Source organism: Syntrophaceae bacterium (genome assembly GCA_013177795.1).
In the GTDB taxonomy this organism is placed as follows: domain Bacteria; phylum Desulfobacterota; class Syntrophia; order Syntrophales; family UBA2192; genus UBA2192.
The window spans coordinates 66,296-91,844 of record JABLXY010000002.1 but is presented as its reverse complement, the minus strand read 5'-3'; the positions used below and the strand labels follow the sequence as shown (position 1 = coordinate 91,844).

Sequence of the window (25,549 nt, the reverse complement as noted above, 5' to 3'; positions counted from 1 at the left end):
GCTGACGGCGAAAAAAAAAGGCTGAAGGTCGTTGTCCTTCAGCCCCTTTCTCATTCGGCCCCTGCACTCAGGCCTGCTGCTCGAACGCGGTGTCCGGTGCGTCGGCCGTCCGCCCCTCCGTGCGGAACATGGACATCGTCGAGGCGAGCTCCTCGGCGGCGGCGGCGTTCTTCTGGGTCACCTGGCTCATCTCGTTGACGGCCTTGTTGATCTGGACGATCCCCTGGGACTGCTCCTGGGATGCCGCGGCGATCTCGGCCATGAGGGCGACCACCTTGGCCGCCGCGGCGGTCACCTCGTCGAAGTCGCCCCTCGTCGCCTGGGCCAGCCGCTCCCCGTCGCGAACCTTGCTCACGATGTCATCGATCAGCTCGGAGGTGTTCCGGGCCGACTCGGTGGCGCGCAGGGCGAGGTTGCGCACCTCGTTGGCCACGACGGCGAAGCCGGCGCCGGCCTCCCCGGCGCGGGCGGCCTCGACGGCGGCGTTGAGGGCCAGGAGGTTCGTCTGGAAGGCGATCTCGTCGATGCTCTTGACGATGTTCTGGGTCTGCCGGCTCGCCTCGGCGATCTGCTGCGTCGACGCGGCCAGCTGCGCCATGGACCGGTTGGCCTTCTCCATGATCTCGTTGGCCGCGCTCATGAGCCGGTTGGCCTCTTCCGTGTTGCCGGCGTTCTGCCGCGTCATCGACTCCAGCTCGTCCAGGGAAGCCGCCGTCTCCTCGAGGGTGGCGGCCTGCTCGGAGGCCGACTCGGAGAGGTTCTGGGCGATTTCCTTCGAGTGGCCCACGGCCTCGCCCATCTTCACGCGCATGGTGTTGACCGACTGCGCAAGCTGTCCGAGCTCGTCCGTCGACGCCGATGCGACCTCGTGGGTCAGGTCCCCCTCGGCGACGTGCTGCAGGACTTCCATCGTTTCCGTCAGGCGCTTCGAGATCATCCGCGTGATGAGCAGGCTCACCGTGACGGAAAAGACGACCACGACGGCGGCCACGAGGATGAAGTTCCGCAACATGGCGCTGAAGCCGGCCTTCGAGGCGCCGTGATTTTCCTTGCCGAGGCGGTCCTCCAGGGCCTGAAGCTCCGAGAGGGCCTTGTAGACGGCCTGGAACTTCCCGTCGACGGGGCCCATGAAGGTCAGGGCGACGCTGTAGTCCGCCATGGCCATGTCGAGGACCTTGACGGCCTGCTCCCGGTAGGGCTTGAAGTGGCCCAGGGCCGTCTCGAGGAGCTTCTTTTCCTCGGGCGTCAGGTTTTCCTGCTTCGCAAGCCCCTCGGCGAACTGCTGCGTCTCGGCGAGGGTCTTCAGCTGTTCCTTCACCAGGGCGTCGATGATCTTCTCGTCGGCGTTGGACCCGGCGAGGCTGACGATCTTGTAGAGATTCTTGTGGACGACGTTGACGTCGTTGATGATCCGCGCACAGCTCTGGTAGCCGACAAAACGGTTGTTGTAGAGGTCGTCGATCGCCGAGGACTGGCTCGAGAACCCCACGTATGCCATGGCCACGAGCACGACCATCGAGACCAGGACGACGAGGGGCGGGGCGAGCAATTTCTTCGTCATGGACAGGTTCGAAATCAGTTTCTTCATCCCGCAGATCCTTTCACCTGATCGGGCGGAAAAAGCCGGCAGGGGTCATGCCCTGCCGGCATCCGGATTCCTACTTGTAGGTCCCGCAGCAGAGGATGATGTCCCCCGCCTTGAGGACGTACGTCGTCTTGGCCTCGACCTTCTTGGTCTCGGGGTTGAGGTACTTGTAGTCCACCCAGCCGGAGCCCTTCGTCTTGGCCGTCTCCACGATCTCCTTGCGGAAGAGCTTGCCGTCCGTGTCCGGGACGTCCATGAGGTTCTTCCCGATGAGTTTCGGGTTCTTGGGGTGGGCGACGATCGTTGCGCTCATGTCGTAGGCAAAGACGTAGAGCTCGCCCTTGTCGAACTGCCCCTTGGCCTTGTTGATCTCCTTAATGGCCGCGTCCTTGCCGTTGGCCTTCACGAAGGCGGCGGCCTTTTCGACGAGGGCCTTCGCGTCCTTCTGGGACGCCGCGGCACCCGGCGCAAACGCCAGTCCGAACACGAAACACAGCGACAACGCACAAATCAGGACTCTTTGCATCGATCTACCTCCCTGTGGGAAATTGGCATTTCAAATTCCTCGCACCGAGGTGCCGGGAATCAGGAATGGGTTTGTCCGTTGATATACCCCGCACCAAGCTGCGGGGGATGCGCGTACAGTCGTTTTCACGTCAAAGATGTGACACGATTGAAACCGAAGACAGGGATTAGCATAATCCATGCCACACGGCGGAACTCGTCCGCTGCGCCTTCAAGCCCCGCCGGACCGCAGTCAAATAAGGTTTTGCAGCCCTCGGGCAAATGGTGTATGGTGCGCCTGTCCGCGGCGGGCCCGGGATGCCCTCCGCGAGGTGAACGGATCAAGGAGAGGACCGATGGCAGAAGACATCCGATGGGTCAGGACGCACTGCGCGCGCATGGATCACGGGGGCTGCACGCTTCTCGTGGGGGTCCAGGACAACAAGATCGTGAAGATCAAGGGGGACCCGACGGGGTTCCTGAGCAAGGGCTATACCTGCATCAAGGGGCTCGCCTCGGCGGACAAGCTCAACCACCCGGACCGGCTGCGCCACCCCCTGAAGCGGGCCGGCAAGCGGGGCGAGGGGAAGTGGACGCGCATCTCCTGGGACGAGGCCCTGGACACCGTCGCCCAGGGTCTACTCAAGGTCAAGGAACAGTACGGCGCCAAGGGTGTCGCCTTCGGCGTGGGGATGCCCAAGGGTCTCGACCACTTCATCCAGATCCGACTCGCGAACATTTTCGGCTCCCCCAACGTGATCGCCTCCCAGGACGTCTGCCACGCGCCCCGGGAGATCACGGGCGTGCACACCTGCGGGTTCTACCCCGTGGCGGACCTGCACTACCCGAGCAGGCTCGTCGTGCTCTGGGGCAGCAACATCACCTCCACCAACGAGGAGGGCGAGATCTGCAGCATGCTCATGAAGCAGATCAAGGACGGCACCGAGATCATCGTCATCGACCCCCGGCGCATCGACCTCGCGAGGAAGGCAAAGCACTGGCTCCAGCTGCGGCCCGGGACGGACGCGGCGCTTGCCCTGGGCTTCCTCCACGTCATCATCGGGGAGGGCCTCTACGACAGGGAGTTCGTCGAGAAGTGGACCCATGGCTTCGACGAGCTCGCGGCCCACGTGAAAGACTGGCCGCCCGAGAAGGTCTCCGAGATCACCTGGGTGCCGGCCGACACCATCCGCCAGGCCGCCCGGGCCTACGCCGCGGCCAAACCCGCCGCCATCCAGTGGGGCAACCCCATCGAGCACGTCACCCAAACCTTCGAGACGACGCGCGCCCTCATCTGCCTCATGGCGATCACGGGCAACCTCGACGTCCCGGGCGGGAACGTGGACCCCCGGGACCCGAAGATGCTGGGGCTCGCGCCCCTGGTGCGCGCCGACCTCATCCCCGACAAGCGCAAGGAGATGATCGCGAATGCCCACGGCGTCATCCCGCGGCTGATGACCAACGCGCCGGCCTTCTTCCGGAAGGCGATCCTGGAGGACAAGCCCTACCCCATCCGCGGCGCCTACATGATGTGCTGCAACCCCATGCTGTCCTACGCCGACAGCCGGCTCACCTACGAGGCCTTCATGAAGCTCGACTTCCTCGCCGTCGCCGAGATCTTCATGACCCCCACGGCGGCCCTGGCCGACGTGGTGCTGCCCGCCGCGACGCAGTTCGAGTTCAACGACATCGGCCACATCGGGATCGGCCACGGCTACATCCTGGCGCGGCCCAAGGTGGTGGAGCCGCCGGAGGAGTGCTGGCCCGACATCAAGATCATGAACGAGCTGGGCAAGCGCATGACGCCGAAGGAGCTCTGGAAGGAGGACTTCAACGAGTTCGCCGAGGACGTCGTGAAGCCCGCGGGCCTCACCTACGCGCAGTTCTGCGAGAAGGGCTACCTGAAGGGGCCCGAGCGGTTCAAGAAATACGAGGAGAAGGGATTCTCCACGCCGACGACCAAGGTCGAGCTGCGCCTCAGCACGGCGGAGAAGTTCAAGCTCTCGGCGCTTCCCACGTACAGGGGGCTCCCCGAGGCGGAGGACCCGGCATACCCCCTGGTGCTCACGAGCGCCAAGAGCCGCTACTACCTGCACTCCTCGTACCGGTGGGTCGAGAAGCTGCGCAAGATGAACCCCGACCCGAGGCTGGAGATCCACCCGGAGACGGCCGCGAAGTACGGCATCGCCGAGGGCGACAGCGTTCTCATCGAGACCCCCTACGGGAAGATCACGCAGAGGGCCTATCTCACGGATGCCCTCGACCCGCGGGTGCTCTGCGCAGCCCACGGCTGGTGGTTCCCCGAGGCAAGCCCCGAGACCCAGTACGACTGGCAGTCGGCCAACTTCAACATGCTCACGTCGGTGGGCAAGCTCGGCAGGGAATACGGGACGCCGAACCTCAAGGGGCTGCCCTGCCGGGTGAGCAAGGCGTAAACCCGGATCCAGGGTTCGGCAAGGGGAAACATTCAGCAGGAAACAGGGGCCGTCCTGATACGGACGGATCCTGGAAAACCCCGACCGCATGCGGTCGGGGTTTTCTCATGTTGACAGAACGCGGTGTGCGTCTCGCATTCCTTTTTCCCTAAGGTCTTGATTTCCAGTTTTCATCCTTTGTGCTACATTTCAAGCCAAAATCACCTTGAGGGAAAGCAATCGTGCAGATTCTCAAGGCGGGCGTTCTCTACTTTGCGCTCGCGTTCGGTGCGGGTTTTGTTCTCGGGACGGTCCGCATCCTGTGGCTTCTGCCGCAATTCGGCGAGAGAACGGCCGAACTGATGGAAGCCCCCCTGATGCTGATCGTAATCATCGCCTCGGCCCGATGGGTGGTCCGGCGGCTTGCCTTGCCGTCCCATACGTCCAGCAGACTCGGGATGGGCATGATTGCTCTCTGTCTCTTGCTGACCGTTGAATTCACGATCGTCCTGTGGCTTCGCGGCCTGTCGATAGGCGAGTACTTTGCGGCCCGCGATCCGGTGGCCGGCGCCGTTTACTTTGCCATGCTCGCGGTGTTTGCACTCATGCCGCTTGTGGTAGCCCGCAGATGAGGCTTCGATCCCGCTGAGCAAACGGCACCAGCGGACGATGCTCCGCAGTGCGGCTGATAAGAAACCCTCCGCCCTCCCCTGCCCGAATCGTGATTGAAAACGGGCAAGCACAGAAGAGCGCAGCCCCCGATTCTACATCAGACCGTATTTCTTCAGCTTCAGGTGCAGCGTGCGGCGGGTGATGCCCAGGCGGCGGGCGGCCTCGCTCTTGTTGCCCCCCGTCTCCTCGAGGGTCCTGAGGACCGCAGCCTTCTCCAGGGCTTCCAGGGATGCGTCCGTGACGGCCGGGGCATCGGCCGCCTGCCCGGCGGCCGCGGGCACGGTCTCCGCCTCGAGCACGGGCGCCACGTCCTGCTCGTCCAGGATGTCGGCCCGGCAAAGCACAACCCCGCGCTCAATCGTGTTCATCAGTTCCCGCACGTTGCCCGGCCAAGGGTAGCGCAGCAGGCGGTCCATGGCGCGCGGGGTGAACCCCTGGAGCGGCTTGCGGTTCTTCTCCGCAAAGAGCTTCAGGAAGTGCTGGGCCAGAAGCGGGATGTCCTCCCTGCGCTCCCTCAGGGCGGGAACGCGCAGGTTCACCACGTTGAGGCGGTAGAAGAGGTCTTCGCGGAACCGGCCTTCCGCGACGAACTTCAGCAGGTCGCGGTTCGTGGCGGCAAGCACGCGCACGTCGACCCGGATGAGGTCCTCGCCACCCACGCGGGTGAACTCCCGCTCCTGCAGGACCCGCAGGAGTTTCACCTGCATCCCCAGCGACATCTCGCTCACCTCGTCGAGGAAGATCGTCCCCCCGTCGGCCTGCCGGAACTTGCCCTCCTTGCGCCGGTCGGCGCCGGTGAAGGCGCCTTTCTCGTGGCCGAAGAGCTCCGACTCCAGCAGCGTCTCCGTGATGGCGGCGCAGTTGATGCGGATGAAGGGCCCCCTGCTGCGGGGGCTGTTGGCGTGGATGGCCCCGGCGATCATCTCCTTGCCCGTGCCCGATTCCCCCGAGATCAGCACCGTCGCCTCCGACGGGGCCACCTGGGCCACCAGGTCCAGCAGCCGGGTCATGGCCGCGCTGCGGCCGATCAGGTTCCCGCGGTCGAAGCGGGCCCCGAGGCTCTCGCGCAGCAGGCGGTTCTCCTCCCGCAGGTGCGTGTGCTCCAGGGCACGCTCCAGGGAGAGGCGCAGCTCGTCGAAGTCCAGGGGCTTCGTCAGGTAGTCGTAGGCCCCCTTCTTGAGCGCCTCGACGGCCGTCTCCACGGAGGCATATGCCGTCATGAGGATCACGGGCAGGGCTGGGTTGAAGCGGCGGATGGCCTCGAGGGCCTCGATGCCCGAGACGCGCACCATGCGAATGTCCATGAGGACCAGGTCGAGGGGCTCCTTCCCGACCGACTCGACGGCCGCGGCGCCGTCGTCGGCCTCTCGGACCTCGTAGCCCCAGCCGCTCAGCAGGGCCTTCAGCATCGTCCGGTGGGCATAGTCGTCGTCGACGACGAGGATCACATTCTTGGCGTTCATGTCTGCTCCTTCCCGGCCGTCCCGGCGGGCAGCAGGATCGTGAAGACCGTCCCCCTGCCGGGCTCGCTTTCCAGGCTGATCTCGCCGCCGTGGGACTCGACGATCCGGTGCACGATGGCAAGCCCCAGCCCCGTCCCCGAGGGCTTCGTCGTGAAGTAGGGGTCGAAGACCCGCCCGAGGTCCTCCTTCCGGATGCCCGTCCCGGTGTCGCCGACGGTGATGCGGAGGGTTCGGCCGTCCTGCAGGGCCAGGCCGACCGAGAGGACGCCTCCCTGTTCCATGGCGGCCAAGGCGTTGAGGAAGAGATTGAGGAACACCTGCGTCATGCGGTCCGGGTCAACGAGGACGGGCGGCAAGCCCGGGGCGGCCTCTATCCGCACGGCGATCCCCTTCTCGCGCGCCTGCCTCTCGATCGTGTCCGCCGCCTGCCGGACGAGGCCGGCCGCGTCGGTCGCCTTGCGCCTCAGCTCCACGGGGCGCGAGAATTCGAGAAGCTCGGTGATGACCCGGTTGAGGCGGTCCACCTCCTGGATCATGATATCCGCCATCTTCACGTCGTCGGGCACCCCGCCGTACCGCTGGCGGAAGTAGGTGGCAAAGCCCTTGATGGAACTGAGCGGGTTGCGGATCTCGTGGGCCACCCCCGCGGCGAGGCTCCCGACGGCGGCAAGCCGCCGGCTTCGCTCCACCTCGTCGCGCAGCCGCTGAAGCTCAGAGAGATCACGGAGAAGGGCGATGCGGCCGATCGGCACCCCCTCGTCATCCTTCAGGACCGCCGCGATCACCTCCAGGGGCACCGTCCTTCCTTCGCGGACCGTGCACGCGAACTCCCTCTCGACGATCGGCCGCTCCGGGACCAGGCCCCCCAGGATCTCGAGGCACGCAGGGGGAAGGATTTCCGCGGCGGGCCTGCCGAGCGCCTCTGCCGACGGCCGCCCGAACAGTCTTTCCGCCGTGTCGTTGAACACCGCCACCCTCCCGTCGGGATCGACGGCTACGAGCCCGACGGGCATGTGCGCCACGAGGCTGTCGGAGAGGGCCTTGACCCGGGTCAGCGAGGCCCGGACAGACCGGTAGCCCAGGGCAAGGAGAAGGGAGACGATCCCGGCCACGCTGATCAGCAGGAGCACCGAGGCCGTGATGACCGTGTTGCGGGTGTCCTGGGCGTGGGCCTCCTGCACGGGCGTCCTGTCGAGGCCCACGAAGATCACGTAGGCGGCGCCCTGCCTCTGGCCGCTGAAGCCCGCAAACGGCTCCTCCCGGGGCGCAAACCGGCGATAGACCTCGAAGGTGCTTGCCCCGTCGGCCCCCTCGATGATCCGCCACTGCGCATGGCCCTCGCGGGCAAGGGCCGTCAGATCCAGGCCCGTTTCATACACCTCGCCGATCACGCCGGGATCGCTGTCCGCGAGGATCCGGCCCTTCGTGTCGGTGATGGTGAAGTACTCCACGCCCGGCTGCTGGGCCGTCTCGATGAGGAGCTTCTGCAGCTGGAAGCTGCCCCACCGCATCCCCTCGCCGGCCCTCGCCCCCGCCTCGAAGGAGCGGATGATGGCCTCGCCCTTCTCCAGGAGAAGCCTCGTGCTCATGTCCCTGTGACGGGTGACATTCTCCCAGGTGAGAAAGGCAAACAGAGGGACCAGGAGCGCCACGGCACCGAGAATCACCCAGGGGGGCACGAGGAGCCACAGCCTTTTTCGCTCAGCGGTTCTCACAGGCTACCGTCATGCAAAACTCTTTGTCATTGTCCATGAAGTTCGCGAGTTGAGAATTCAAGAAGCTCAGGAGGAATCAAAGGCTCAACCCGCCCATGCATCCGGGAACCTCTCGCTCCGCACATCGAACATTCCCTGAATACTTTCTTCACTCCTGTATACACTTTATGGATACATATTATCCACTTTTTTATCGCACTCCGAGCGGCAGAACGGATGAATACACGAAAAATATATGCGAATTCGGCATCTTATAAATAAATGATTCAGATGGCACGATCGTTGCCCTATGGTCTGGGCAAGAAAACAACTTCAAAGGAGATTGAGACCATGAAAAAGATGATGATCGTTCTCACAGCCCTTCTTCTCGTGACGGCCTTCGTGATGCCCGCCGACGCGAGGGGTGGTAAAGGCCGCGGATACGGCTTCTGCAACGGCAATGACCTTTCGGGCGTGCAGGGCCTGAACCTCACGGCAGAGCAGAAAACGAAGATCGCCGACCTGCGGACCGCGCACCTGAAGGAGATCAAGCCCCTCGAGGACAAGATGCACAGCAAGAGGGGTGATCTCAGAATCCTGTGGCTCGAGAAGAGCCCTGACGAGGCGAAGATCCGCGCAACGGAAAAGGAAGTGCGGGCGCTGCGCGACCAGATCGACGACAAGAAAGCCGATTACCGCTGGTCCGTCTACAAGGTGCTCACCCCGGAGCAGCAGGAACTGCTGAAGCAGAACCGGGCGATCGGGCGCTGCTTCGGCCCCGGGCCGGGTGCCGGCAAGGGCATGGGCCCGGGCAAAGGCCCCGGTGCGGGTCCCAAGATGGGGTCCGGCATGGGCTACGGCATGGGCGGCATGCGATAAAATAACCGTAAACGCGAGACCTTCTTCACAGGCACTTCCCCCTTTGCAGGATCACCCGGCCCCCTCTGCCGGGTGATCTTTTTTTCTGACCGCAAGACCCGCTTGAACCCGATCCCCTCGAGGCGTTCTCGAATTCATTTGACTTTTTCACGGAAGCAGTTCAGAAAAAACGCCATCTTCTCCTTGCCGGCCTTCGCATCCGGCCGAACAGGAAAGCGGGACATGCTGAAGGACGAACTGGACCGTCAGCAAAGGCATTGGGACCGGGCCTACGCGGCCGTGATGGATTTCTTCGGCGAAGAGCCGAGCGGCGCGGCCCGAAGGGCGGCGGAACGCTACCTGGAAGGGGGCTGCAGCCTCCTGCTGGAGCTGGGCGCCGGGCAGGGACGGGACACCCTTTACTTCGCGGGCCTGGGGCTGCGGGTCTATGCACTGGATTACAGCGAAAGCGGGCTCTGGGGAATCATCGACAAGGGCGTCAAGACCGACCTGGGCGAGATGATCGCACCCGTCTTTCACGACCTCCGCAAACCGCTTCCTTTCGAGGATGCCTCGATCGACGGCTGCTTCTCCCACATGCTGTACTGCATGGCCTTCAGCCGGGCGGAGATCGGGTTTCTCAACGGGGAGGTCCGCCGTGTCCTCAAACCGGGGGGACTGAACATCTACACGGTCCGCCACAAGGGGGACGCCCACTACGGCCAGGGAACCCATCTCGGCGAGGACCTTTACGAGATGAACGGTTTTGTCGTACACTATTTCGACAGGGCCATGGTCGAGAGCCTGGCCGAGGGGTTCGACATCCTCGGCATCGAGGAGTTCGAGGAGGGTTCGCTCCCGCGGAAACTCTTCCAGGTCACGTTGCGCAAGAAGTGAAAATGGTACGAATCTTGAACAAAAGCATGGTCATGAAAACGACCCTCACCGGAAAAGAGAAGCTCAATATCCTGCTGTCCCTCGCCGGGATCGCGCTGGTGTTCGTCTACGCCTACTGCGGGGACTCGTGCTCGTACCTGCAGGGCTCACTCCTCGGGATCGACCTCAAGATCATGGGGGTCCTCTTCATGGGGACGCTCATCGTGCTCAGTCTCCTCGGCCTCGCGGATTACCGGCTCTTCCTGCTGTCGGCCGGCGTCGGGGCGGAGGCCTTTCTCATCGGCTTCCAGGTGCAAAACGACGTCTTCTGCCCCTACTGCCTGACCTTCGGGGCGGTCCTGCTGCTGCTCTTCGCGATCAACCTCGACTGGTCGAAGCGCAGGATGGTGGGAATCTTCGCCGCCTTGGGGCTGCTCACCTTCATCGTCTTCTTCGAAGGGTCCGCGACGCCCGCGTACGCGGCGGAGCCCGTAAAACCCGTCTTCGGGAACGGACGGGTCCACGTGCGGCTCTACAGCGACTACTTCTGCGGCCCCTGCTCGAGGCTCGACCCGGAGATCGCCCAGCCCATCGCGGATCTCGTGAAGAAGAACGCCATCCGGGTGACCTTCGTCGACACGCCGGTGCACCAGCACACGACGCTCTATGCCCGCTACTTCCTCTATGCGCTCAACGAGAAGAAGGACATCGACTACGCCAACAAGGCGCGCCATGCCCTCTTCCAGGCCGCAGCGCTCAACATCACCGAGCGGGAGAAGCTGGAGGAACACCTGAAGAAAAGCGGCATCAAGTTCAAGGTCTTCGACCCGACCCCGACCTTCAGCTTCCTGACGGGCTACCTCACCGAGGACAAGGTCCGCTCGACGCCCACCGCAGTGATCCTCGACAGCGGCCGGAAAAAGGTGGTCAAGGGTCCGGCCGACATCGCCCGGGCGATCGGGGAGATCCAGTAGGGGTGCGGAGCACCTGACGCTGACACCCTGCGCTAATCACGGCCACGGACGATCAGCACGTCGCAGGCCGCATGACGGATGACCCTGTCCGCCGTGCCCCCCAGGAGATGCTCCTTGATCCCCGCCTTGCCTCGCGGGGCCATGACGATGAGGTCAACGCCCCGGTCCGCCGCGTCCTGCACGATCTGCTCGTAGGGGACGCCGCTTCGGACGCTGGCCTCGACGGAGAGGCCCTTGGCCTCGGGGAACTTTCCGATGAACTTCACGACCTCGTCTCTCGAGGCCCTCTCGAGGTCGGCCTGCACGCGCTTGATCGTCGTTTCCTCGAGCCAGTATTCGCCGACGTTCAGCGGCAGCACCCTGACGACGTGGAGGACGGCGAGCTTCGCCGAGTAGGCCTTCGAGAGATCGAGGGCCTTGCGGAAGGCCCTCTCCGAATAAACGGAGAAATCTGTGGGCACCAGGATGGTTTTCGGCTGGAACATGGTTCACCTCCTCGCTTCTTCCCAAGACAATACCCGGGCGCCGATTTGACGCCCCGGGGCCGTCACGCCGCCCGCGCATGGCGGGGCTGAGCGCTTGCCGGCCGCTGCTTGCACCCTGCCGGCTGCCGGGCGCTCATCGGGCGGCGGATTACGCGGCGGTGACTGAGCCTGTGCGGTTACCCCGATGCCGGTACGCCTCGGGAATCGGACAATCGCGGCACCGCAACAGGTTGCTCTTGTAGACGTAATCGAAATAGTCTCCCTTCATCAGGTCCGAAAAATCCTCTCTTCTTGCCTGCAGCTTGCGCTGCCTGCAGCCCCAGAGAGTAATTCTCAGATCCCCCGGCTGGTAGGGGCACTTGATCATTCTTCTTCGATTTCTGCGAAGCCACTGTTCGATCTGATGGGATGTCATTTTCATGATCCGGACTCCTTTCCGCAGCCGACGATTCAGAAGGAACCATCTTCGACCTCCCGCAATGACGCCCGGCTGCGACCGGGTATTCGCGGGCCAAAGAGAGCGGGCCATGAAGACACGGAACGGCACGGCGGCGAAGAGAACACCGGGCATGTGGGGGGGGCGGAATGCAGCACACGGACGAAACGCACCGGATGACGGGGTGCCGGCTTCCCCCCGCACAGCGCAAGACGATCAAGGGGTGTTTACCTTTTTCCGCAGGAGGAAGTAGATCGTCCCCTTGTCGTCGATTCGGATCGGACGGGTCTCGACCGGGCAGGGAAGCTCTATGGTTCGACTGACGGCGTTGTTCCCCGCCGTGCCCCTCATCAGGAGGCAGTCCTCCACGATGGAAATCTGGATGTCCCCGGGATCGCCGTAGGTAAACGACAGGGCGATGACGATGGCCTTGACCCCGTCCCACATGGTCACCCGCGGGTCATCCCTCTCACTTCGGGTCACGTGGATCCACGGGGAGCGCTCGAAGCGGGTTTCCCGGCGTTCCCTTTCCCCGGACTGTCGCCCGGGCTGTCGGGCGGCTTCATGGACAGAGGGTGCCATGGGGTCATCCTCCTTTATCGGGCCGTGCCCTTGACGGATTGAAATGCAAGATACCTCTCGATGGTCTCCAGCATCGCAATCTCGTCCTTGAGGCTGCGGGGAGTGCTTTCGTTTTCCCCGAAAAAGCGCCTAATCGATGCCCTGAAGGACGACTGCGCGGCGCGGCTGTTCTGCCGCCCGGAATCCCTCCTCTTCAGGACGATCGAGACCAGCCCATTCTCGTTTTGCACATCGATATCATCGCCGTTGACCTCGTACGGCAGTTCCAGTACGTGGGAGAATGCCGCCGGGGCCTTTTTCGCCCGGTGGGTCCCCCCCTCCGCATTCGGCAACTCCGGGCGGAGAGTCCCGTCGAAGATCAAGCTCATGCCCTGCGCACGAATCCGGAGATCCTCGAGGCCGAGGTCACGCAGATCCGCCGAGATGAAAAGACCTTCCGACCCGGCCCACATGTATATTCTCGGGGGCTCCGTTCCCCCGGAGCCGTTCGGTTTGCCCAGGGGCACTGATTTGGTTCGGATCCGACTCAAGCCTTCCGCTCGGGGCAGGGGCACATCGGCCCGATACGCATGCCGGGACATGGGAAAACTCCTTTCAGGTCAGGGTTTCGAGGGCTTGTTTCCGGTCGTCGATGTGCTGAACAGATGCTGGCGGATGCGCGAAAACGCCGGTTACCGAATCGTGTTCGTGCGTCTCCTTATGCCCATTTGCTCTCTCAAGCATAATTGTCCGGATGGCAATATTGAAAAAATAATGGTTGAATAGTGTGCAAAAACACTATTTCAAAAAGGAGGAAAGGTAAGTCCTGAGATTGACTCTCTTGTTGGTCAGGCCCAGTTTTCTTCTCAGGTGGGCCCTGTGCGTGTCGATGGCAAACTTTGACAGGTCCATGAACTGTGCGATTTCCTTTGTCGTCTTGCCCTCCTTGATGAGATTGGCCACCTGGATTTCCTTCTGCGTGAGATTCAGGAACTGCATGGACAGCTTCTGCGCAAAGGGGGACATGATGCCCTGCAGGTTCGATTCCAGGATCTGGAGGCGGGTCAGGTCCTTCTGACCGGACAGGCTCTTTTTCAGCTCCCTGAGGTGCGGGATGACAAGCTCCTTGACGCTGGCAAGGATTCTTTTTTCCAGGTCCGTCTTGTCCTCTTCCCTTTGCTTGAGCAGCACGCGCAGCGCTGCATTCATCTCCTCCAGGGCATGGGTCTTGGACTTCAGCTCCTCGGCCATCGTCCTGAGGGTTTCCTCGTCCCGCTTTCTGTCCGTGATGTCCAGGAAGGACAGCACCGTTTTCTTCGTCCCCGGCATCATGGCGACCGTCGCGTAGACGTCCCGGATGCGCCCTTGCCTGTCCGTGTATCGAAACTCGTAGTTCCTCGGCGCCGCATCCGGGTCGAGCCTGCGCAGGCGGTGATACCCCATCACACGGTCCAGATCCTCTTTCCGGATGAGTTCCGTCCAGCTTTTCTTCCCCTCGATCTCGCCGGCCTCGTAGCCCGTTTGCGCCGTGAACTCCCTGTTGACCATGGATATGGTCGTGTCCTCCTCGACGATCATCATCGCCGCCGGTGTCGTCTCGAAGATCGTGCGGTACATGCCTTCCGATCTCTTGAGCTCATCCTCCACGCGCTTCATGTCCGTGATGTCGATCGAGGTGCCGACCCACTCGCGGATGCTCCCGTCATCCTCGAAGAGGGGGACGCCGCGGACCAGCCAGTGCCGGTACACCCCATCCTTTCTGCGTACCCGGTACTCGACCTCGTAGGCGCTCTTGGCTGCGACGGCCTTGCGCCATTCCTCCAGGGCACGCTCCCGGTCATCCGGGTGAATCGCATTTGCCCATCCCGCACCCTTGATTTCCTCCTCGCTCTGACCCGTGAAGGCCCTCCACGCGGGGAGATCCTCGACCAGTTCCCCGGCGGCATTGGTCGTCCAGCCCAGCTGCCCGGTCAACTCGATGTAGGAACGGTGGCGCTGCTCGCTCACGCGCAGGGCCTCCGCCGCCCGCCTGCGTTCGGTGATGTCCTCGACCATCTCGATCGCCGCCACGACCCGGCCCCTCTCGTCCGTAACGGGCGTCGCGATGATTCGGTAGTGCCTGACGGTTTCTCCCGACGGCGTGTCGGTGACGGCCTCGTGGACACGGCCGTCCCTGAGCGTGCGAATGGTGGGACAGTAGGGGCAGACGTCGTTTGCCGGCGGGTCGTTGAACGATTGGTAGCACAGGGGCGCGGCAGCCGGGTCCACGCCGGGGAACCATTCCCGCATCTGGCGGTTCAGGGTGAGGATCCGCATCTGCGGGTCGATCATGGCCACGCCGACGCCGATGTTTTCGATGATGTTGCGGTACTTCTCCTCGGCCTGCTTGAGCTCGAGCATGAGCCGCTTCATGGCCCCGCGGGGTTCGGCGGCGGATGCCCCCCGATCGCCCTTCGCCTTCGGTCCCGCCCGTATCCGTTCGGCTTTCCTCCGCTGCGCCATGATGTGCACCTCCTCGACGGATGCCAGTTCATTGTATCGGGCACAGAATGGGCTGCGCAAGGGCCTTCTGCAGGCTCTCCCGGTTGCCGGGGGCGCCCGGCTACAGGTGCTCCCACAGGATCTTGACCCCGATCCCGATGAGGATGAGCCCCCCGGCAATCTCCACTTTCCGGCCGAGCCAGGTCCCGATCCTCCCGCCGAACACCATCCCCGCCCACGTCATCGCGAAGGCCGTGACCCCGATCACGGCGCTCGGGTACAGGATCGCCCCCCCGACCAGGGCGAGGCTCAGGCCCACGGCCAGGGCGTCGATGCTGGTGGCGACGGCCAGCATCAGCAGGGTCCACCCGCGGGTGGGGTCCGCCCCCGGGACCCCGCCCGCCCCGTCTTCCCGGAAGGCCTCGACGATCATCTTCCCGCCCACGAAGAGCAGCAGCGCGAAGGCCACCCAGTGATCGTAGGCCTCGATGAGCTCCGCAACGGCGCGGCCGGCGGACCACCCGAGCAGGGGCATGGCAGACTGGAAGAGGCCGAAGGCGGCGGACATGCGCCAGACGGCCGCCCGGGGAGGGTTCACGAGCAGGACCCCCGTGGCGACGGCCACGCTCAGGGCATCGACGCCGAGCCCGATCGCGATCAGCAACACGGTCAAGAAATCCATGGCGCGCGCCCGCCCTGTTCAGCTCCGGTCCGGGGGGTTGAGATGACGAAGGATCGCCCCGGCCAGCTTCGCGGTGATCCCCGGGACTCTCATGAGGTCCCCGGTCCCCGCCCGCCGCAGCGCGTCCACGTCGCCGAAGTGCCGCAGGAGGGCCCTTTTCCTCGCAGCCCCCACGCCCGGGATGCCGTCCAGCACGGAGAGCGCGTTGCGCTTCTCCAGCCTCCGGCGGTGATGCGTGATGGCGAACCGGTGCGCCTCGTCGCGGATGCGCTGCAGGAGCAGCAGCGCCGCAGGGTGTTTCGCGAGGTAGACGGGATCCTTTCGACCCGCGAGGTAGACGTGATCCTGCTCCTTCAGGGAGGGCCGGCGGCGCGCGCCGCCCGCATCGCCGGCCTGCGGCGACCCCTTGGCCAGGCCGATCACGTCGAGATCCCCGATCCCGAGCTCGCGCAGGACCTTGACGGCCATGCCCACCTGCCCCCGGCCGCCGTCGACCATCAGCAGGTCGGGCAGGTCCTCCCGGCTCTCGAAGCGCCGCTTCAGGACCTCGTGCATGCCCGCGTAGTCGTCGGGCCCCTCGACGCCCCGGACGTGGTAGAGCCGGTAGCCCGACTTGTCGGGTCTGCCGTCCGAGAAGGACACGAGCGCCCCCACGGGCAGCTCGCCGCCGAGGTTCGAGATGTCGACGCCCTCGATCCGCCGGGGCAGCCTGCGCAGGTGCAGCTTGTCGCGCAGCAGGGCCAGGGCCGTCTCCTCGTCCATGCGGGCGGCCCGCTCGGCCTTGAATGAATCCTCGGCGTTCTGCCGCGCGAGCGCGGCCAGGTCCCGCCGCGGCCCCCGGCGCGGCACGATGAGCTCGACCTTCTTCCCCCGCTTCTCCGAGAGCCACTCGGCCAGGACGTCGCCGCCCTCGATCTCCGTGGGGATGACGACCTCCGCGGGGATGAAGAGCTCCCCGTCGTAATACTGCCCGAGGAGCGACGAGAGGACCTCGGCGTCGGCCGCCGCCGTCCGGACGGGGGCAAACTTCTTCGTGCCCAGGGTCTTGCCCTCGCGGATGCGCAGGATGCAGACCTGGACCTGGTCGTCCTCCCGGTACAGCCCGAAGACATCCTGGTCCTTGAAGTCGGCCGAGACCATCCGCTGCTTTTCCACCGTCGCCTCGATGGCCGCGATCTGGTCGCGCAGCCGCGCGGCCTCCTCGAACTCGAGGTTCTCCGCCGCCTCGGCCATCCTCTGCCTGAGCAGGTCGAGCAGCTTCGACCCCCGGCCCTCGAGGAAGAGAACGGCGTCGTCGATGAACTTCCGGTATTGCTCCTTCCGGACGAGCCCCACGCAGGGGCCGGCGCAGTTGCGCATCTCGTACTCGATGCAGGGGCGCCGGCGGCCCCTGAGTTCCCGGTCCTTGCAGGTCCTCAGGGGGAAGAGGCGGTGGAGGTATTTCAGCGTCTCCCTGGCCGCGAGCCCCGAGGGGTAGGGGCCGAAGTAGCGGGCCCCGTCCTTCTTCGTCTTGCGCACGAGCTGGAAGGCGGGGAACTCCTGCCGCGCGTCGAGGCGCAGGCTGTAGTACGTCTTGTCGTCGCGGAAGATGACGTTGTAGCGGGGCCGGTGCTCCTTGATGAGGGTGTTCTCGAGGAGGAGGGCCTCCTTCTCGGTGTGGGTGACGATGAAGTCCAGGTCCCGGACGCGGGAGACGAGAAACGGCACCATCGCGCGGGTGTCGGTCCCCTGGAAGTAATTGCGGATGCGGTTCCGGAGATTCTTTGCCTTGCCGACGTAGATGACCTCGCCCTTGCCGTCCTTCATGAGGTAGACGCCGGGCCGGGGGGGGATGGCCCCGACCTTTTGGTCAAGCGCCTCCTTCACGTCCGTTCGGGCGCTGTCTTTCTCTTCCGTTTCCATGGCTGCCGCCCCAAGGTCTCGGGCTCCGGGAAAAAACAGGACGGCGGATGTCAAGCCGCGCCCCTCACCCCGTTACCTTCTCACCCTCTTGCCTTCTCCTCGCTTGACGCTGCGGTTTGCGTTTCTCACCGGCCTCTCGCCGGGCTCCGTCTCATCGCCGGTCGGCTCGCCCCCGAACCCGATCTCCAGCTCGGTGAGCTTTCGGATGCGGTCGCGAAGCTCGGCCGCGCGCTCGAACTCGTAGTCCCGGGCCGCCGCCTTCATCTCCTCCCGCAGCCTGGCGATCAGCTCCGGGACCTCCGCGATGGAGACGTACTCGACCCTCGGCTCCATCACGGGCACCGTGACGTAGTCGGCCTCGTAGACGGAGGCCAGCACGCTGTCGAGGGACTTGCGGATCGTCTCCGGGGTGATCCCGTGCGCCTCGTTGTATTTCCGCTGGATCGCACGGCGCCGCTCCGTCTCGTCGATGCAGGCCCGCATGGCGTCGGTGATGCGGTCGGCGTACATGATGACCTGCCCTGCCACGTTGCGCGACGCCCGCCCGCTGGTCTGGATGAGGGAGCGCTCCGAGCGGAGGAACCCCTCCTTGTCGGCGTCCAGGATCGCCACGAGCGACACCTCGGGGATGTCGAGCCCCTCGCGCAGGAGGTTGACGCCGACGAGGACGTCGAACTTCCCCATGCGCAGGTCCCGGATGATGACGACCCGCTCCAGGGTGTGCACGTCGGAGTGCATGTACTTGACCCGCACGCCCAGGCTCCCATAGTACTCCGTGAGGTTTTCGGCCATGCGCTTCGTGAGGGTCGTCACGAGGACCCGCTCGCCCCGCTCGGCGCGCCTGCGGATCTCGCCCAGCAGGTCGTCCACCTGGTAGGTCACGGGGCGGACGACGATCTCGGGGTCCATGAGCCCCGTGGGGCGGACGATCTGCTCCACCACGCGGCCGCGGGCCTTCGCGATCTCGTACTCGGCCGGGGTGGCCGAGACGTAGAGGCGCTGCTGGGGGAAGCGCTCGAACTCCTCGAACATGAGCGGCCGGTTGTCCAGGGCCGAGGGCAGGCGGAACCCGTATTCAACGAGGGTCTCCTTCCGCGAGCGGTCGCCGCGGAACATGCCGACGAGCTGCGGCACGGTGACGTGGCTCTCGTCGAGGATGACGAGGGCGTCGGCGGGCAGGTACTCCATGAGGGTCGGCGGGGGCTCGCCGGGCTTGCGGCCGGTGAGGTGCCGGGAGTAGTTCTCGATCCCCTGGCAGTAGCCCATCTCCTCGAGCATCTCCAGGTCGAACCGGGTGCGCTGCTCGAGCCGCTGGGCCTCGAGGAGCTTGCCCTGCGACTGAAGAACCCGGAGCCGCTCGCCCAGCTCTTCCCGGATGGAGGCGAGGGCCGCCTTCACCGTGTCCCGCGTCGTGACGTAGTGGCTCCCGGGGTAGATGTCCGTCTTGCGGAGCCTCCCCAGCCTCTTTCCCCGGAGGGGATCCACCAGGGAGATCGCCTCGATCCGGTCGCCGAGGAACTCGACGCGGACGGCCTGCTCCTCCTCGTAGGCCGGGAAGATCTCCACCACGTCGCCGCGGACCCGGAAGGCGCCGCGATGGAAGTCGGTGTCGTTGCGCTCGTACTGGATGTCCACGAGGCGCCGCAGCATCGTGTCCCGCGGGATCTCCATGCCCTCCTCGAGGGACAGGGCCATGCCGAGGTAGGTCTCGGGGGCGCCGATGCCGTAGATGCAGGAGACGCTGGCCACGACGATCACGTCGCGGCGCGACAGGATCGAGCGCGTGGCCGAGTGGCGCAGCTTGTCGATCTCCTCGTTGATCGCCGAGTCCTTCTCGATGTAGGTGTCCGTCGTCGGGATGTAGGCCTCGGGCTGGTAGTAGTCGTAGTAGCTGACGAAGTACTCGACGGCGTTCTCCGGGAAGAGCGACCGGAATTCCTGGTAGAGCTGCGCCGCGAGGGTCTTGTTGTGGGCGATGACCAGGGCGGGCCGCTGGACGGCCTGGATGACGTTGGCCACCGTGAAGGTCTTGCCCGAGCCGGTGATCCCGAGCAGGACCTGGTGCGGGTGACCCCTCTCGAGGCCCCGGGCCAGCTTCTCGATGGCCTGGGGCTGGTCGCCCCGGGGCTCGAAATCGGAAACGAGCCGGAAGGGCCGCCTGTCGATGTAGTCGCCGCCCGCCGGTTGCCGGTTGTTTCGACCGCTCAACTCGTGACTCTCAACCCCTGTAATGGCCGGGCGCTTCGTGCCCCGGCTTCGATACTCTCTCACTATAATGGACCGGGGGGCCCGAGGCAAGCGGCAACCTCCCGTCCAATTAACCCTTGACAAACATTCGGGATAATGGTTTAAGAGTCACCTTTAGCATTTAACCTGACAGGACCCTGACATCATGAAAAAGACACTCACGACCATCACGAATCTCAAGCGCAAGCGGGCCCACGGATTTCGAGCCAGGATGGCCACCAAGGGTGGGCGGCTGGTTCTGAGCAGAAGGCGCGCCAAGGGAAGAAAGAGGCTGACCGTCTGAGCCGGGTCCGGAAAGAGTGGTAGGGTGAGCCCAGCCGCAGCAACCCCCCCAGCCCTCGAGGACAGGTACACGCTCACGAAGAGCGAGAGGATCCGCAGGCGAAGCGAGTTCAAGGCCCTTTTCGAGTCGGGCAAGCGGGTTCATTCGGAGTACCTGACCGTCATTCACTGCAGGAACACAACGGGCGTGCGGCGCCTCGGGCTCGTCGTCGGCAAGCGGGTGGGGAAAACGGCCGTCAGGCGAAACCGGATGAAGCGGCTCCTGAGGGAGTTCTTCCGCTTGAACAAGCACAGGCTTCCGGCCTCGCAGGATATCCTGATCGTCGCAAGGAAAGACTTCTCCTTCATGAAAGGCCAGGATCTCTGCAGGGAGCTGGAGAAGGTCCTCGCGGGACAAATGAAAGCCTGACCATGCTGAGGCATTTTTCCCAGACACTGTTCATCGCCCTCATCCGGGCGTATCAGGTCATCGTCTCCCCCATCCTGCCGCGCTGCTGCCGCTTTTACCCGACCTGCTCCGAGTACACCCTCCAGGCGATCCGCTTGCACGGGCCGCTCCGGGGGGTCCTGCTCGGCGTCCGGCGTCTGTTGCGCTGTCATCCCTTTCATCCCGGCGGCTACGACCCGGTCCGGTAAGCGAGCCCCAGGAGGCATTCATGAGCACGAACACGCGGACATTTCTGGCGATACTCCTGTCGTTCCTCGTCGTCTTCATCTACCAGTACTACGCGGCGCAGAACGTCGACACCCAGAAGCAGGAGCAGGCCCAAACCCAGACGGCGCAGCCCCCGGCCCCCGCGCCCGGGAGCGTGCCGGCTGCCGCAGCCCCCGCCGCGGCAGCCCCGGTGAAGGCCGCAGCGGCCGCCAGGGACATCCGGGTGGACACCCCGCTGTACACGGCCGTGTTCAGCACCCGCGGCGGCGGCCTGAAATCCTTCAAGCTCAAGGAGTACAAGGCCACCCTCGACGAGGGGAGCCCCCTCATCGAAATGGTCGCCGTCCAGGAGGGATCCGAGCTTCCCCTCTCCACGGCCTTCACCCATTCGACCGTCTCCCTGCCCGGCGATGTCGTCTACGAAACCGACCGGAAGGCGATCGACCTGACCGGCGAGCCGAAGACCGAGCGTCTCGTCTTCACCTATGCCGTGCCCGGCCAGTACCGAATCGAGAAGGAGTACACGTTCCAGCCCGACCGCTATTCCTTCCAGCTCGAGGTGCGTTTCGTCAACAGCTCGAACGCCGCCCTGAGCCAGAACCTTTCCATCCGGTGGTTCGAGGAGCTGGACAAGAAGGGGATGGAAGAGGAGGGGGCGATCGTCCAGGTCAAGAACTCGACGGAGCGGGTCACAGGGGCCAAGCTGACGGTCAAGGCCTTCGGGCCCGACATCCAGTGGGGCGGCTTCGAAAACAAGTTCTTCCTCGCCGCCATGATCCCCAAGCAGCCGGCGCTGACGACCGCCTCCCTGGCGCGCGACCCCCGTGCGCAGGTCCTCGTCAGCCTTGAGGGGCCCAAGAACGCAATCCCCCCGGGACAGACGGGGATCTTCAACTACACCCTCTTCGTGGGGCCCAAGGAATTCCAGCGCCTCAGGGCGGAGGGCGTGGGGCTCGAGGCGGCCATCAACATCGGCGACTGGATGAAGTGGCTCGCCATCCCGATTCTCTTCCTGATGCAGTTCCTCTACACGTACGTGGGCAACTACGGGATCGTGATCATCATCATCACCATCCTCACGAAACTGATTTTCTGGCCCCTCGGCAACAAGAGCTACAAGTCGATGAAGGAGATGCAGAAGCTGCAGCCCAAGCTCGAGGAACTCAAGGCGCGCTACAAGGACGACAAGCAGAAGCTCAACGCCGCCGTCATGGAGCTCTACAAGACGCACAAGATCAACCCGCTGGGGGGCTGCCTGCCGGTGATCATCCAGATCCCCGTCTTCATCGCCCTGTACCAGCTGCTGTCCTACGCCATCGAGCTGCGCCACGCGCCCTTTTTCTGGTGGATCCAGGACCTCTCGGCCAAGGACCCCTACTACATCACGCCGATCGTCATGGGGGCGACGATGCTGATCCAGCAGAAGATGTCGCCGCCCATGGGGGATCCCATGCAGCAGAAGATGATGCTCCTCATGCCCGTGATCTTCACGTTCCTGTTCCTGAACTTCCCCTCGGGACTCGTGATCTACTGGCTCGTCAACAACGTCCTGAGCATCGGCCAGCAGTACTACATCAACAAGTCTCCCACCGCGTGAGGTGCTGAACCATGAAGGTCCTCGAAATCGAAGGAAAGTCGATCGATGAAGCGATCGAGAAGGCGTGCCGGGAATTCGGCGTCCCCCGCGAGAAGCTCAACATCGAGATCCTCTCCGAGGGCACTTCGGGGTTTCTCGGTCTCGTGGGGTCGAAAAAGGCCAAGATCAAGGCCAGCCTGCTGAGCCTGGACATGAGCTTCGAGATGCCCGGTGAGAAGCAGGAACCGGCACCGGAGATGCCGGCGGCACGGCCCCCGGAGGCCCCCGAACGCCGGGAGGCGCGCCCGCCCCGGGAACACCGCCCGCCGCGGGAGACCCGCGAGCCCCACGAGCCGCGGCCCCCGAGGGCGCAGGCCGGGCAGCGGGAGGGCCGGCCGCCGCGGGAGCATCGCGAGCCCCGCGAGAGGCGTCCCCAAAAGACGCAGGGGGAGCAGCCGGAGACGCATCTGCCCAGGGAACAGCGGGATGGCCGGGCGGCCCCCGAGCCGCGGCCGGAGCCCGTGCCGTCGTCCCCGGAAACCCTGGAGGCGGCAAAGGAAGCCCTTCTCGGGATCCTTTCCCGCATGGGCATCGAGGCCGAGGTGACGGTGGAGGACACGCCCGACGCCGTCAGCCTCACCGTGAAGAGCGCCGACGAGGGGCTTCTCATCGGCAAGCGGGGCCAGACCCTCGACGCCCTCCAGTACGTCGTCAACAAGATCCTCGGCAAGCAGGGCCGTGAGAAGAAGCAGGTCGTCGTCGACACGGAGGACTACCGCAAGAAGCGCGAGGAAGCGCTCGTGGCCCTCGCGGAGAAGGTCAGCCAGAAGGTCCGCAAGACCCGCAAGCCCGTCACGCTGGGCAACATGACGGCCCGCGAGAGGCGGATCATCCACCTCACCCTGCAGAACGACGACTCCGTCGTCACGAAGAGCCGCGGTGAGGGCCCCAATCGCAAGATCGTCGTCAGGCCCGGCAAGAGCAGCCGCCCCTACAGCCCGAGACCCCGGTGACCCAGGCAGACACCATCGCGGCGATCGCCACACCGCCGGGCATCGGCGGCATCGGGATCGTGCGGGCAAGCGGACCCGACGCGGAGCGCATCGGGCAGGCCCTCTTCAGGTCCCGGAGGGCGCCGGGTCCCTTCCGCAACCGCCGGCTCACCCATGGGGAGATCGTCTGCCCCGTCACGGGCCGCGTGCTCGACGAGGTCCTCGTCGTCTTCATGCGCGCGCCCCATTCCTACACCGGTGAAGACACCCTCGAGATCCACTGTCACGGCGGCCCCCTCATTCTCGAGGAGGTCCTCCTGGCCGTCCTGAGGGCCGGGGCCCGCCCCGCCGAACCCGGGGAGTTCACGCGCCGCGCCTTTCTCAACGGCCGTCTCGATCTCGCCCAGGCCGAGGCCGTCCAGGAGATGATCACCGCCCGGTCGCCCCGGGGGCTCGACCTCGCCCTGGGGAACCTCCGGGGCGACCTGTCGCGCCGGATCGGGGAGCTGCGCGCATCCATCCTGGACATCCTCACCCTCCTCGAGGCCGAGATCGACTTCCAGGAGGAGGAAGGCCTCGAGGCAGCCCCGCGGGAGGGCCTTCTCGACGGGCTTCGCGACGTCACCGCGCGGATCGAGGAACTCACGACGACCTACGGCGAGGGCCGGATGGCCCGCGAGGGGGCCCGGGTCGTCATCACGGGGAAGGCCAACGTGGGAAAGTCCAGCCTCTTCAACCGCCTGCTGGGGGAGAGCCGGGCCATCGTGACGCCCCACGCGGGGACCACGCGGGACTACCTCGAGGAGGGTGCGACCATCCGGGGCATCCCGGTGCGGTACGTCGATACGGCCGGCATCCGGGCGGCGCAGGATCCTGCCGAGCAGGAGGGCATCGAACGGGTCTGGCAGCAGTCGGCGTCGGCCGACGTGGTCGTCATCGTGCTGGACGGAAGCAGCCCCCTCACGCAAGAGGACCGGGACGTCATCGCTGCGAACCGGGACCGGAACACCGTCGTCGCGATCAACAAGTCCGACCTGCCCGCGGTCCTCGAGGAAGACTCCCTTCCCGGGGAGCTCGCCGGGCGGGACATCTTCCGGGTCTCGGCCAAGACGGGGGAGGGCCTGGCGGCCTTCCGCGACGGCGTTCACACCGCCATCGGGCGTGCCGCCGGGCCGGGACACTCCGATGCGGTCCTGACGACCCTGCGGCACAAGATCGCCCTGGAGCGCGCCTTCGCGTGCCTGCGGAAGGCCGAGCAGGGCCTCTCCGGCGGGCTCTCGCCGGAGTTTGCCGCCTTCGACCTGCGGGAAGCCCTGGGCGCCCTGGGCGAGGTGACAGGCCAGACGGTCAGCGAGGAAGTGCTGGACCGCATCTTTGCCGCCTTCTGCATCGGCAAATAAGCGCCCCTCTCGTTTCAGTCCTCCCGCATCCCGTCCAGCAGGGCCATGCAGTTGTACCCGAGGACGCGGTGGTTGTATCCGCCCTCGAGGATGGCGAAAAACCCTGCGCCGCTCTTGCGGGCCGTCTCGCGGACCATCCGGCCGATGTCGGTGTAGTGCGACTCGCCGAGCACGCCGCCCCAGTCCTCGCGGGCGTAGTCGAAGCCGGCGGAAATCCCGATCACGTCGTATGTCTCCGCGGCCAGGGCCTTGTCGACCTGGCGGATGAAATCCGCCGGGGAGTTCGAGGACGGGTTGACGAGAGTGGCATAGCCCCTGCCGCCGAGGATGTTCACCGTCCCGTCGCCGAAGTGCAGATCGATGTCCAGGACGAGGGCCTTGCGGATCTTCCCGTCCCTCTTGAGCCTCTCCATCGCGATCGCCATGTTGTTGAAGAAGCAGAAGCCCCAGCAGCTGCCGGCCGAGGCGTGGTGGCCCGGGGGCCGGATGAGGCCGAAGCAGGGCTCCTTCATGCCGATCTCGGCGGCCTGGATGGCGCCCCCGGCGGCCAGTGCCGCGATCTCGTAGAGGCCGATCCGCCGGATGTACGCGATGTGAGCGGCCGTGTGGCAGGCGGCGATGTCCTCCTCGGCAGCCGGCCGGGCCTCCACGAAGGTCACCCTGTCCTTGATGACATCGAGGATCGCCTCCATGCGCCCCGAGGCGGCCGCCGGGTCGCTCGTGTAGGAATCGATGAACTTTTCGCTCCAGACCACTTTCATCCCTGCACCTCCTTACGAGAGCCTTGCACCTGGATTGCCGTTTTCTCTT

At 65.1% G+C, this 25,549-nt stretch carries 24 protein-coding genes; 11 read left to right on the top strand and 13 right to left on the bottom strand.

Going from position 1 to position 25,549, the window contains the following annotated elements:
* Positions 1-67: 67 nt before the first annotated feature.
* Both HPY67_05255 and HPY67_05250 read right to left on the bottom strand, forming a co-directional pair.
* Positions 68-1,588: a HAMP domain-containing protein gene (locus tag HPY67_05255; GenBank protein ID NPV04124.1), complete on the bottom strand. Its 1,521-nt coding sequence runs from the start codon at positions 1,586-1,588 to the stop codon at positions 68-70.
* Positions 1,589-1,658: 70 nt separating this feature from the next.
* On the bottom strand, positions 1,659-2,111 hold the full coding sequence (locus HPY67_05250; protein NPV04123.1) for a cache type 2 domain-containing protein: 453 nt from the start codon (positions 2,109-2,111) through the stop codon (positions 1,659-1,661).
* Between the two features lie 334 nt (positions 2,112-2,445).
* Between HPY67_05250 and HPY67_05245 the strand changes: the two genes are divergently transcribed.
* Both HPY67_05245 and HPY67_05240 read left to right on the top strand, forming a co-directional pair.
* Positions 2,446-4,524: a molybdopterin-dependent oxidoreductase gene (locus tag HPY67_05245; protein ID NPV04122.1), complete on the top strand. Its 2,079-nt coding sequence runs from the start codon at positions 2,446-2,448 to the stop codon at positions 4,522-4,524.
* Between the two features lie 218 nt (positions 4,525-4,742).
* On the top strand, positions 4,743-5,135 hold the full coding sequence (locus HPY67_05240) for a hypothetical protein (protein NPV04121.1): 393 nt from the start codon (positions 4,743-4,745) through the stop codon (positions 5,133-5,135).
* Positions 5,136-5,267: 132 nt separating this feature from the next.
* Here HPY67_05240 and HPY67_05235 read toward each other — a convergent pair whose 3' ends face one another.
* Positions 5,268-6,638 carry a sigma-54-dependent Fis family transcriptional regulator gene (locus HPY67_05235; GenBank protein NPV04120.1) on the bottom strand — a complete coding sequence of 457 codons (1,371 nt, stop codon included), beginning with the start codon at positions 6,636-6,638 and terminating at the stop codon, positions 5,268-5,270.
* Positions 6,635-8,353, bottom strand: a complete 1,719-nt coding sequence (locus HPY67_05230) for a PAS domain-containing protein (protein ID NPV04119.1) — start codon at positions 8,351-8,353, stop codon at positions 6,635-6,637. Before HPY67_05230 ends, HPY67_05235 begins: the two co-directional genes overlap by 4 nt.
* Positions 8,354-8,683: 330 nt before the next feature.
* On the opposite strand from HPY67_05230, the gene HPY67_05225 reads away from it, so the two are divergent.
* The 3 genes from HPY67_05225 (at position 8,684) to HPY67_05215 (ending at position 11,040) form a co-directional block, all read left to right on the top strand.
* Entirely contained in the window at positions 8,684-9,211 is a 528-nt protein-coding gene (locus HPY67_05225) for a Spy/CpxP family protein refolding chaperone (GenBank protein NPV04118.1), read from the top strand.
* Between the two features lie 222 nt (positions 9,212-9,433).
* Positions 9,434-10,087, top strand: coding sequence for a class I SAM-dependent methyltransferase (locus HPY67_05220; protein NPV04117.1), 654 nt, complete (start codon positions 9,434-9,436; stop codon positions 10,085-10,087).
* A 32-nt stretch (positions 10,088-10,119) separates the two neighbouring features.
* Positions 10,120-11,040 carry a thioredoxin domain-containing protein gene (locus HPY67_05215; protein ID NPV04116.1) on the top strand — a complete coding sequence of 307 codons (921 nt, stop codon included), beginning with the start codon at positions 10,120-10,122 and terminating at the stop codon, positions 11,038-11,040.
* A 32-nt stretch (positions 11,041-11,072) separates the two neighbouring features.
* On the opposite strand, the gene HPY67_05210 is transcribed toward HPY67_05215, so the two are convergent.
* The 8 genes from HPY67_05210 to uvrB all read right to left on the bottom strand — a co-directional run bounded on the left by HPY67_05210 (position 11,073) and on the right by uvrB (position 19,753).
* Positions 11,073-11,525 (bottom strand): universal stress protein, encoded by a 453-nt coding sequence (locus HPY67_05210; GenBank protein ID NPV04115.1) that lies wholly within the window; start codon positions 11,523-11,525, stop codon positions 11,073-11,075.
* 148 nt (positions 11,526-11,673) lie between these two features.
* Complete coding sequence (locus HPY67_05205) at positions 11,674-11,946, bottom strand: hypothetical protein (GenBank protein ID NPV04114.1); 273 nt, start codon at positions 11,944-11,946, stop codon at positions 11,674-11,676.
* 231 nt (positions 11,947-12,177) lie between these two features.
* Complete coding sequence (locus HPY67_05200; GenBank protein ID NPV04113.1) at positions 12,178-12,543, bottom strand: hypothetical protein; 366 nt, start codon at positions 12,541-12,543, stop codon at positions 12,178-12,180.
* A 14-nt stretch (positions 12,544-12,557) separates the two neighbouring features.
* Entirely contained in the window at positions 12,558-12,995 is a 438-nt protein-coding gene (locus tag HPY67_05195; protein NPV04112.1) for an Hsp20 family protein, read from the bottom strand.
* Between the two features lie 325 nt (positions 12,996-13,320).
* The gene (locus tag HPY67_05190) at positions 13,321-15,024 is read right to left on the bottom strand and encodes a PAS domain S-box protein (protein NPV04111.1); all 1,704 of its coding nucleotides are present in this window, start codon (positions 15,022-15,024) and stop codon (positions 13,321-13,323) included.
* A 100-nt stretch (positions 15,025-15,124) separates the two neighbouring features.
* Complete coding sequence (locus tag HPY67_05185; GenBank protein ID NPV04110.1) at positions 15,125-15,685, bottom strand: manganese efflux pump; 561 nt, start codon at positions 15,683-15,685, stop codon at positions 15,125-15,127.
* Positions 15,686-15,703: 18 nt separating this feature from the next.
* Complete coding sequence (gene uvrC, locus HPY67_05180; GenBank protein NPV04109.1) at positions 15,704-17,587, bottom strand: excinuclease ABC subunit UvrC; 1,884 nt, start codon at positions 17,585-17,587, stop codon at positions 15,704-15,706.
* Between the two features lie 72 nt (positions 17,588-17,659).
* Positions 17,660-19,753 (bottom strand): excinuclease ABC subunit UvrB, encoded by a 2,094-nt coding sequence (gene uvrB / locus HPY67_05175; GenBank protein ID NPV04108.1) that lies wholly within the window; start codon positions 19,751-19,753, stop codon positions 17,660-17,662.
* A gap of 226 nt (positions 19,754-19,979) precedes the next feature.
* Between uvrB and rpmH the strand changes: the two genes are divergently transcribed.
* Genes rpmH through mnmE form a run of 6 tightly spaced genes read left to right on the top strand, consistent with a single transcriptional unit; the run spans position 19,980 to position 24,739 of the window.
* Positions 19,980-20,117, top strand: coding sequence for a 50S ribosomal protein L34 (gene rpmH, locus HPY67_05170; protein ID NPV04107.1), 138 nt, complete (start codon positions 19,980-19,982; stop codon positions 20,115-20,117).
* A gap of 24 nt (positions 20,118-20,141) precedes the next feature.
* Positions 20,142-20,525, top strand: coding sequence for a ribonuclease P protein component (gene rnpA, locus HPY67_05165; protein ID NPV04106.1), 384 nt, complete (start codon positions 20,142-20,144; stop codon positions 20,523-20,525).
* Between the two features lie 2 nt (positions 20,526-20,527).
* On the top strand, positions 20,528-20,752 hold the full coding sequence (gene yidD / locus HPY67_05160) for a membrane protein insertion efficiency factor YidD (protein NPV04105.1): 225 nt from the start codon (positions 20,528-20,530) through the stop codon (positions 20,750-20,752).
* A gap of 20 nt (positions 20,753-20,772) precedes the next feature.
* Positions 20,773-22,368: a membrane protein insertase YidC gene (gene yidC / locus HPY67_05155; protein ID NPV04104.1), complete on the top strand. Its 1,596-nt coding sequence runs from the start codon at positions 20,773-20,775 to the stop codon at positions 22,366-22,368.
* Between the two features lie 11 nt (positions 22,369-22,379).
* Positions 22,380-23,360, top strand: a complete 981-nt coding sequence (locus HPY67_05150) for a KH domain-containing protein (GenBank protein ID NPV04103.1) — start codon at positions 22,380-22,382, stop codon at positions 23,358-23,360.
* Complete coding sequence (gene mnmE, locus HPY67_05145) at positions 23,357-24,739, top strand: tRNA uridine-5-carboxymethylaminomethyl(34) synthesis GTPase MnmE (protein ID NPV04102.1); 1,383 nt, start codon at positions 23,357-23,359, stop codon at positions 24,737-24,739. The genes HPY67_05150 and mnmE overlap by 4 nt, the downstream gene beginning before the upstream one ends.
* Positions 24,740-24,753: 14 nt before the next feature.
* Here the strand turns inward: mnmE and HPY67_05140 are convergent, their stop codons facing one another.
* Positions 24,754-25,500: a histone deacetylase family protein gene (locus tag HPY67_05140; GenBank protein ID NPV04101.1), complete on the bottom strand. Its 747-nt coding sequence runs from the start codon at positions 25,498-25,500 to the stop codon at positions 24,754-24,756.
* Between the last annotated feature and the right edge of the window lie 49 nt (positions 25,501-25,549).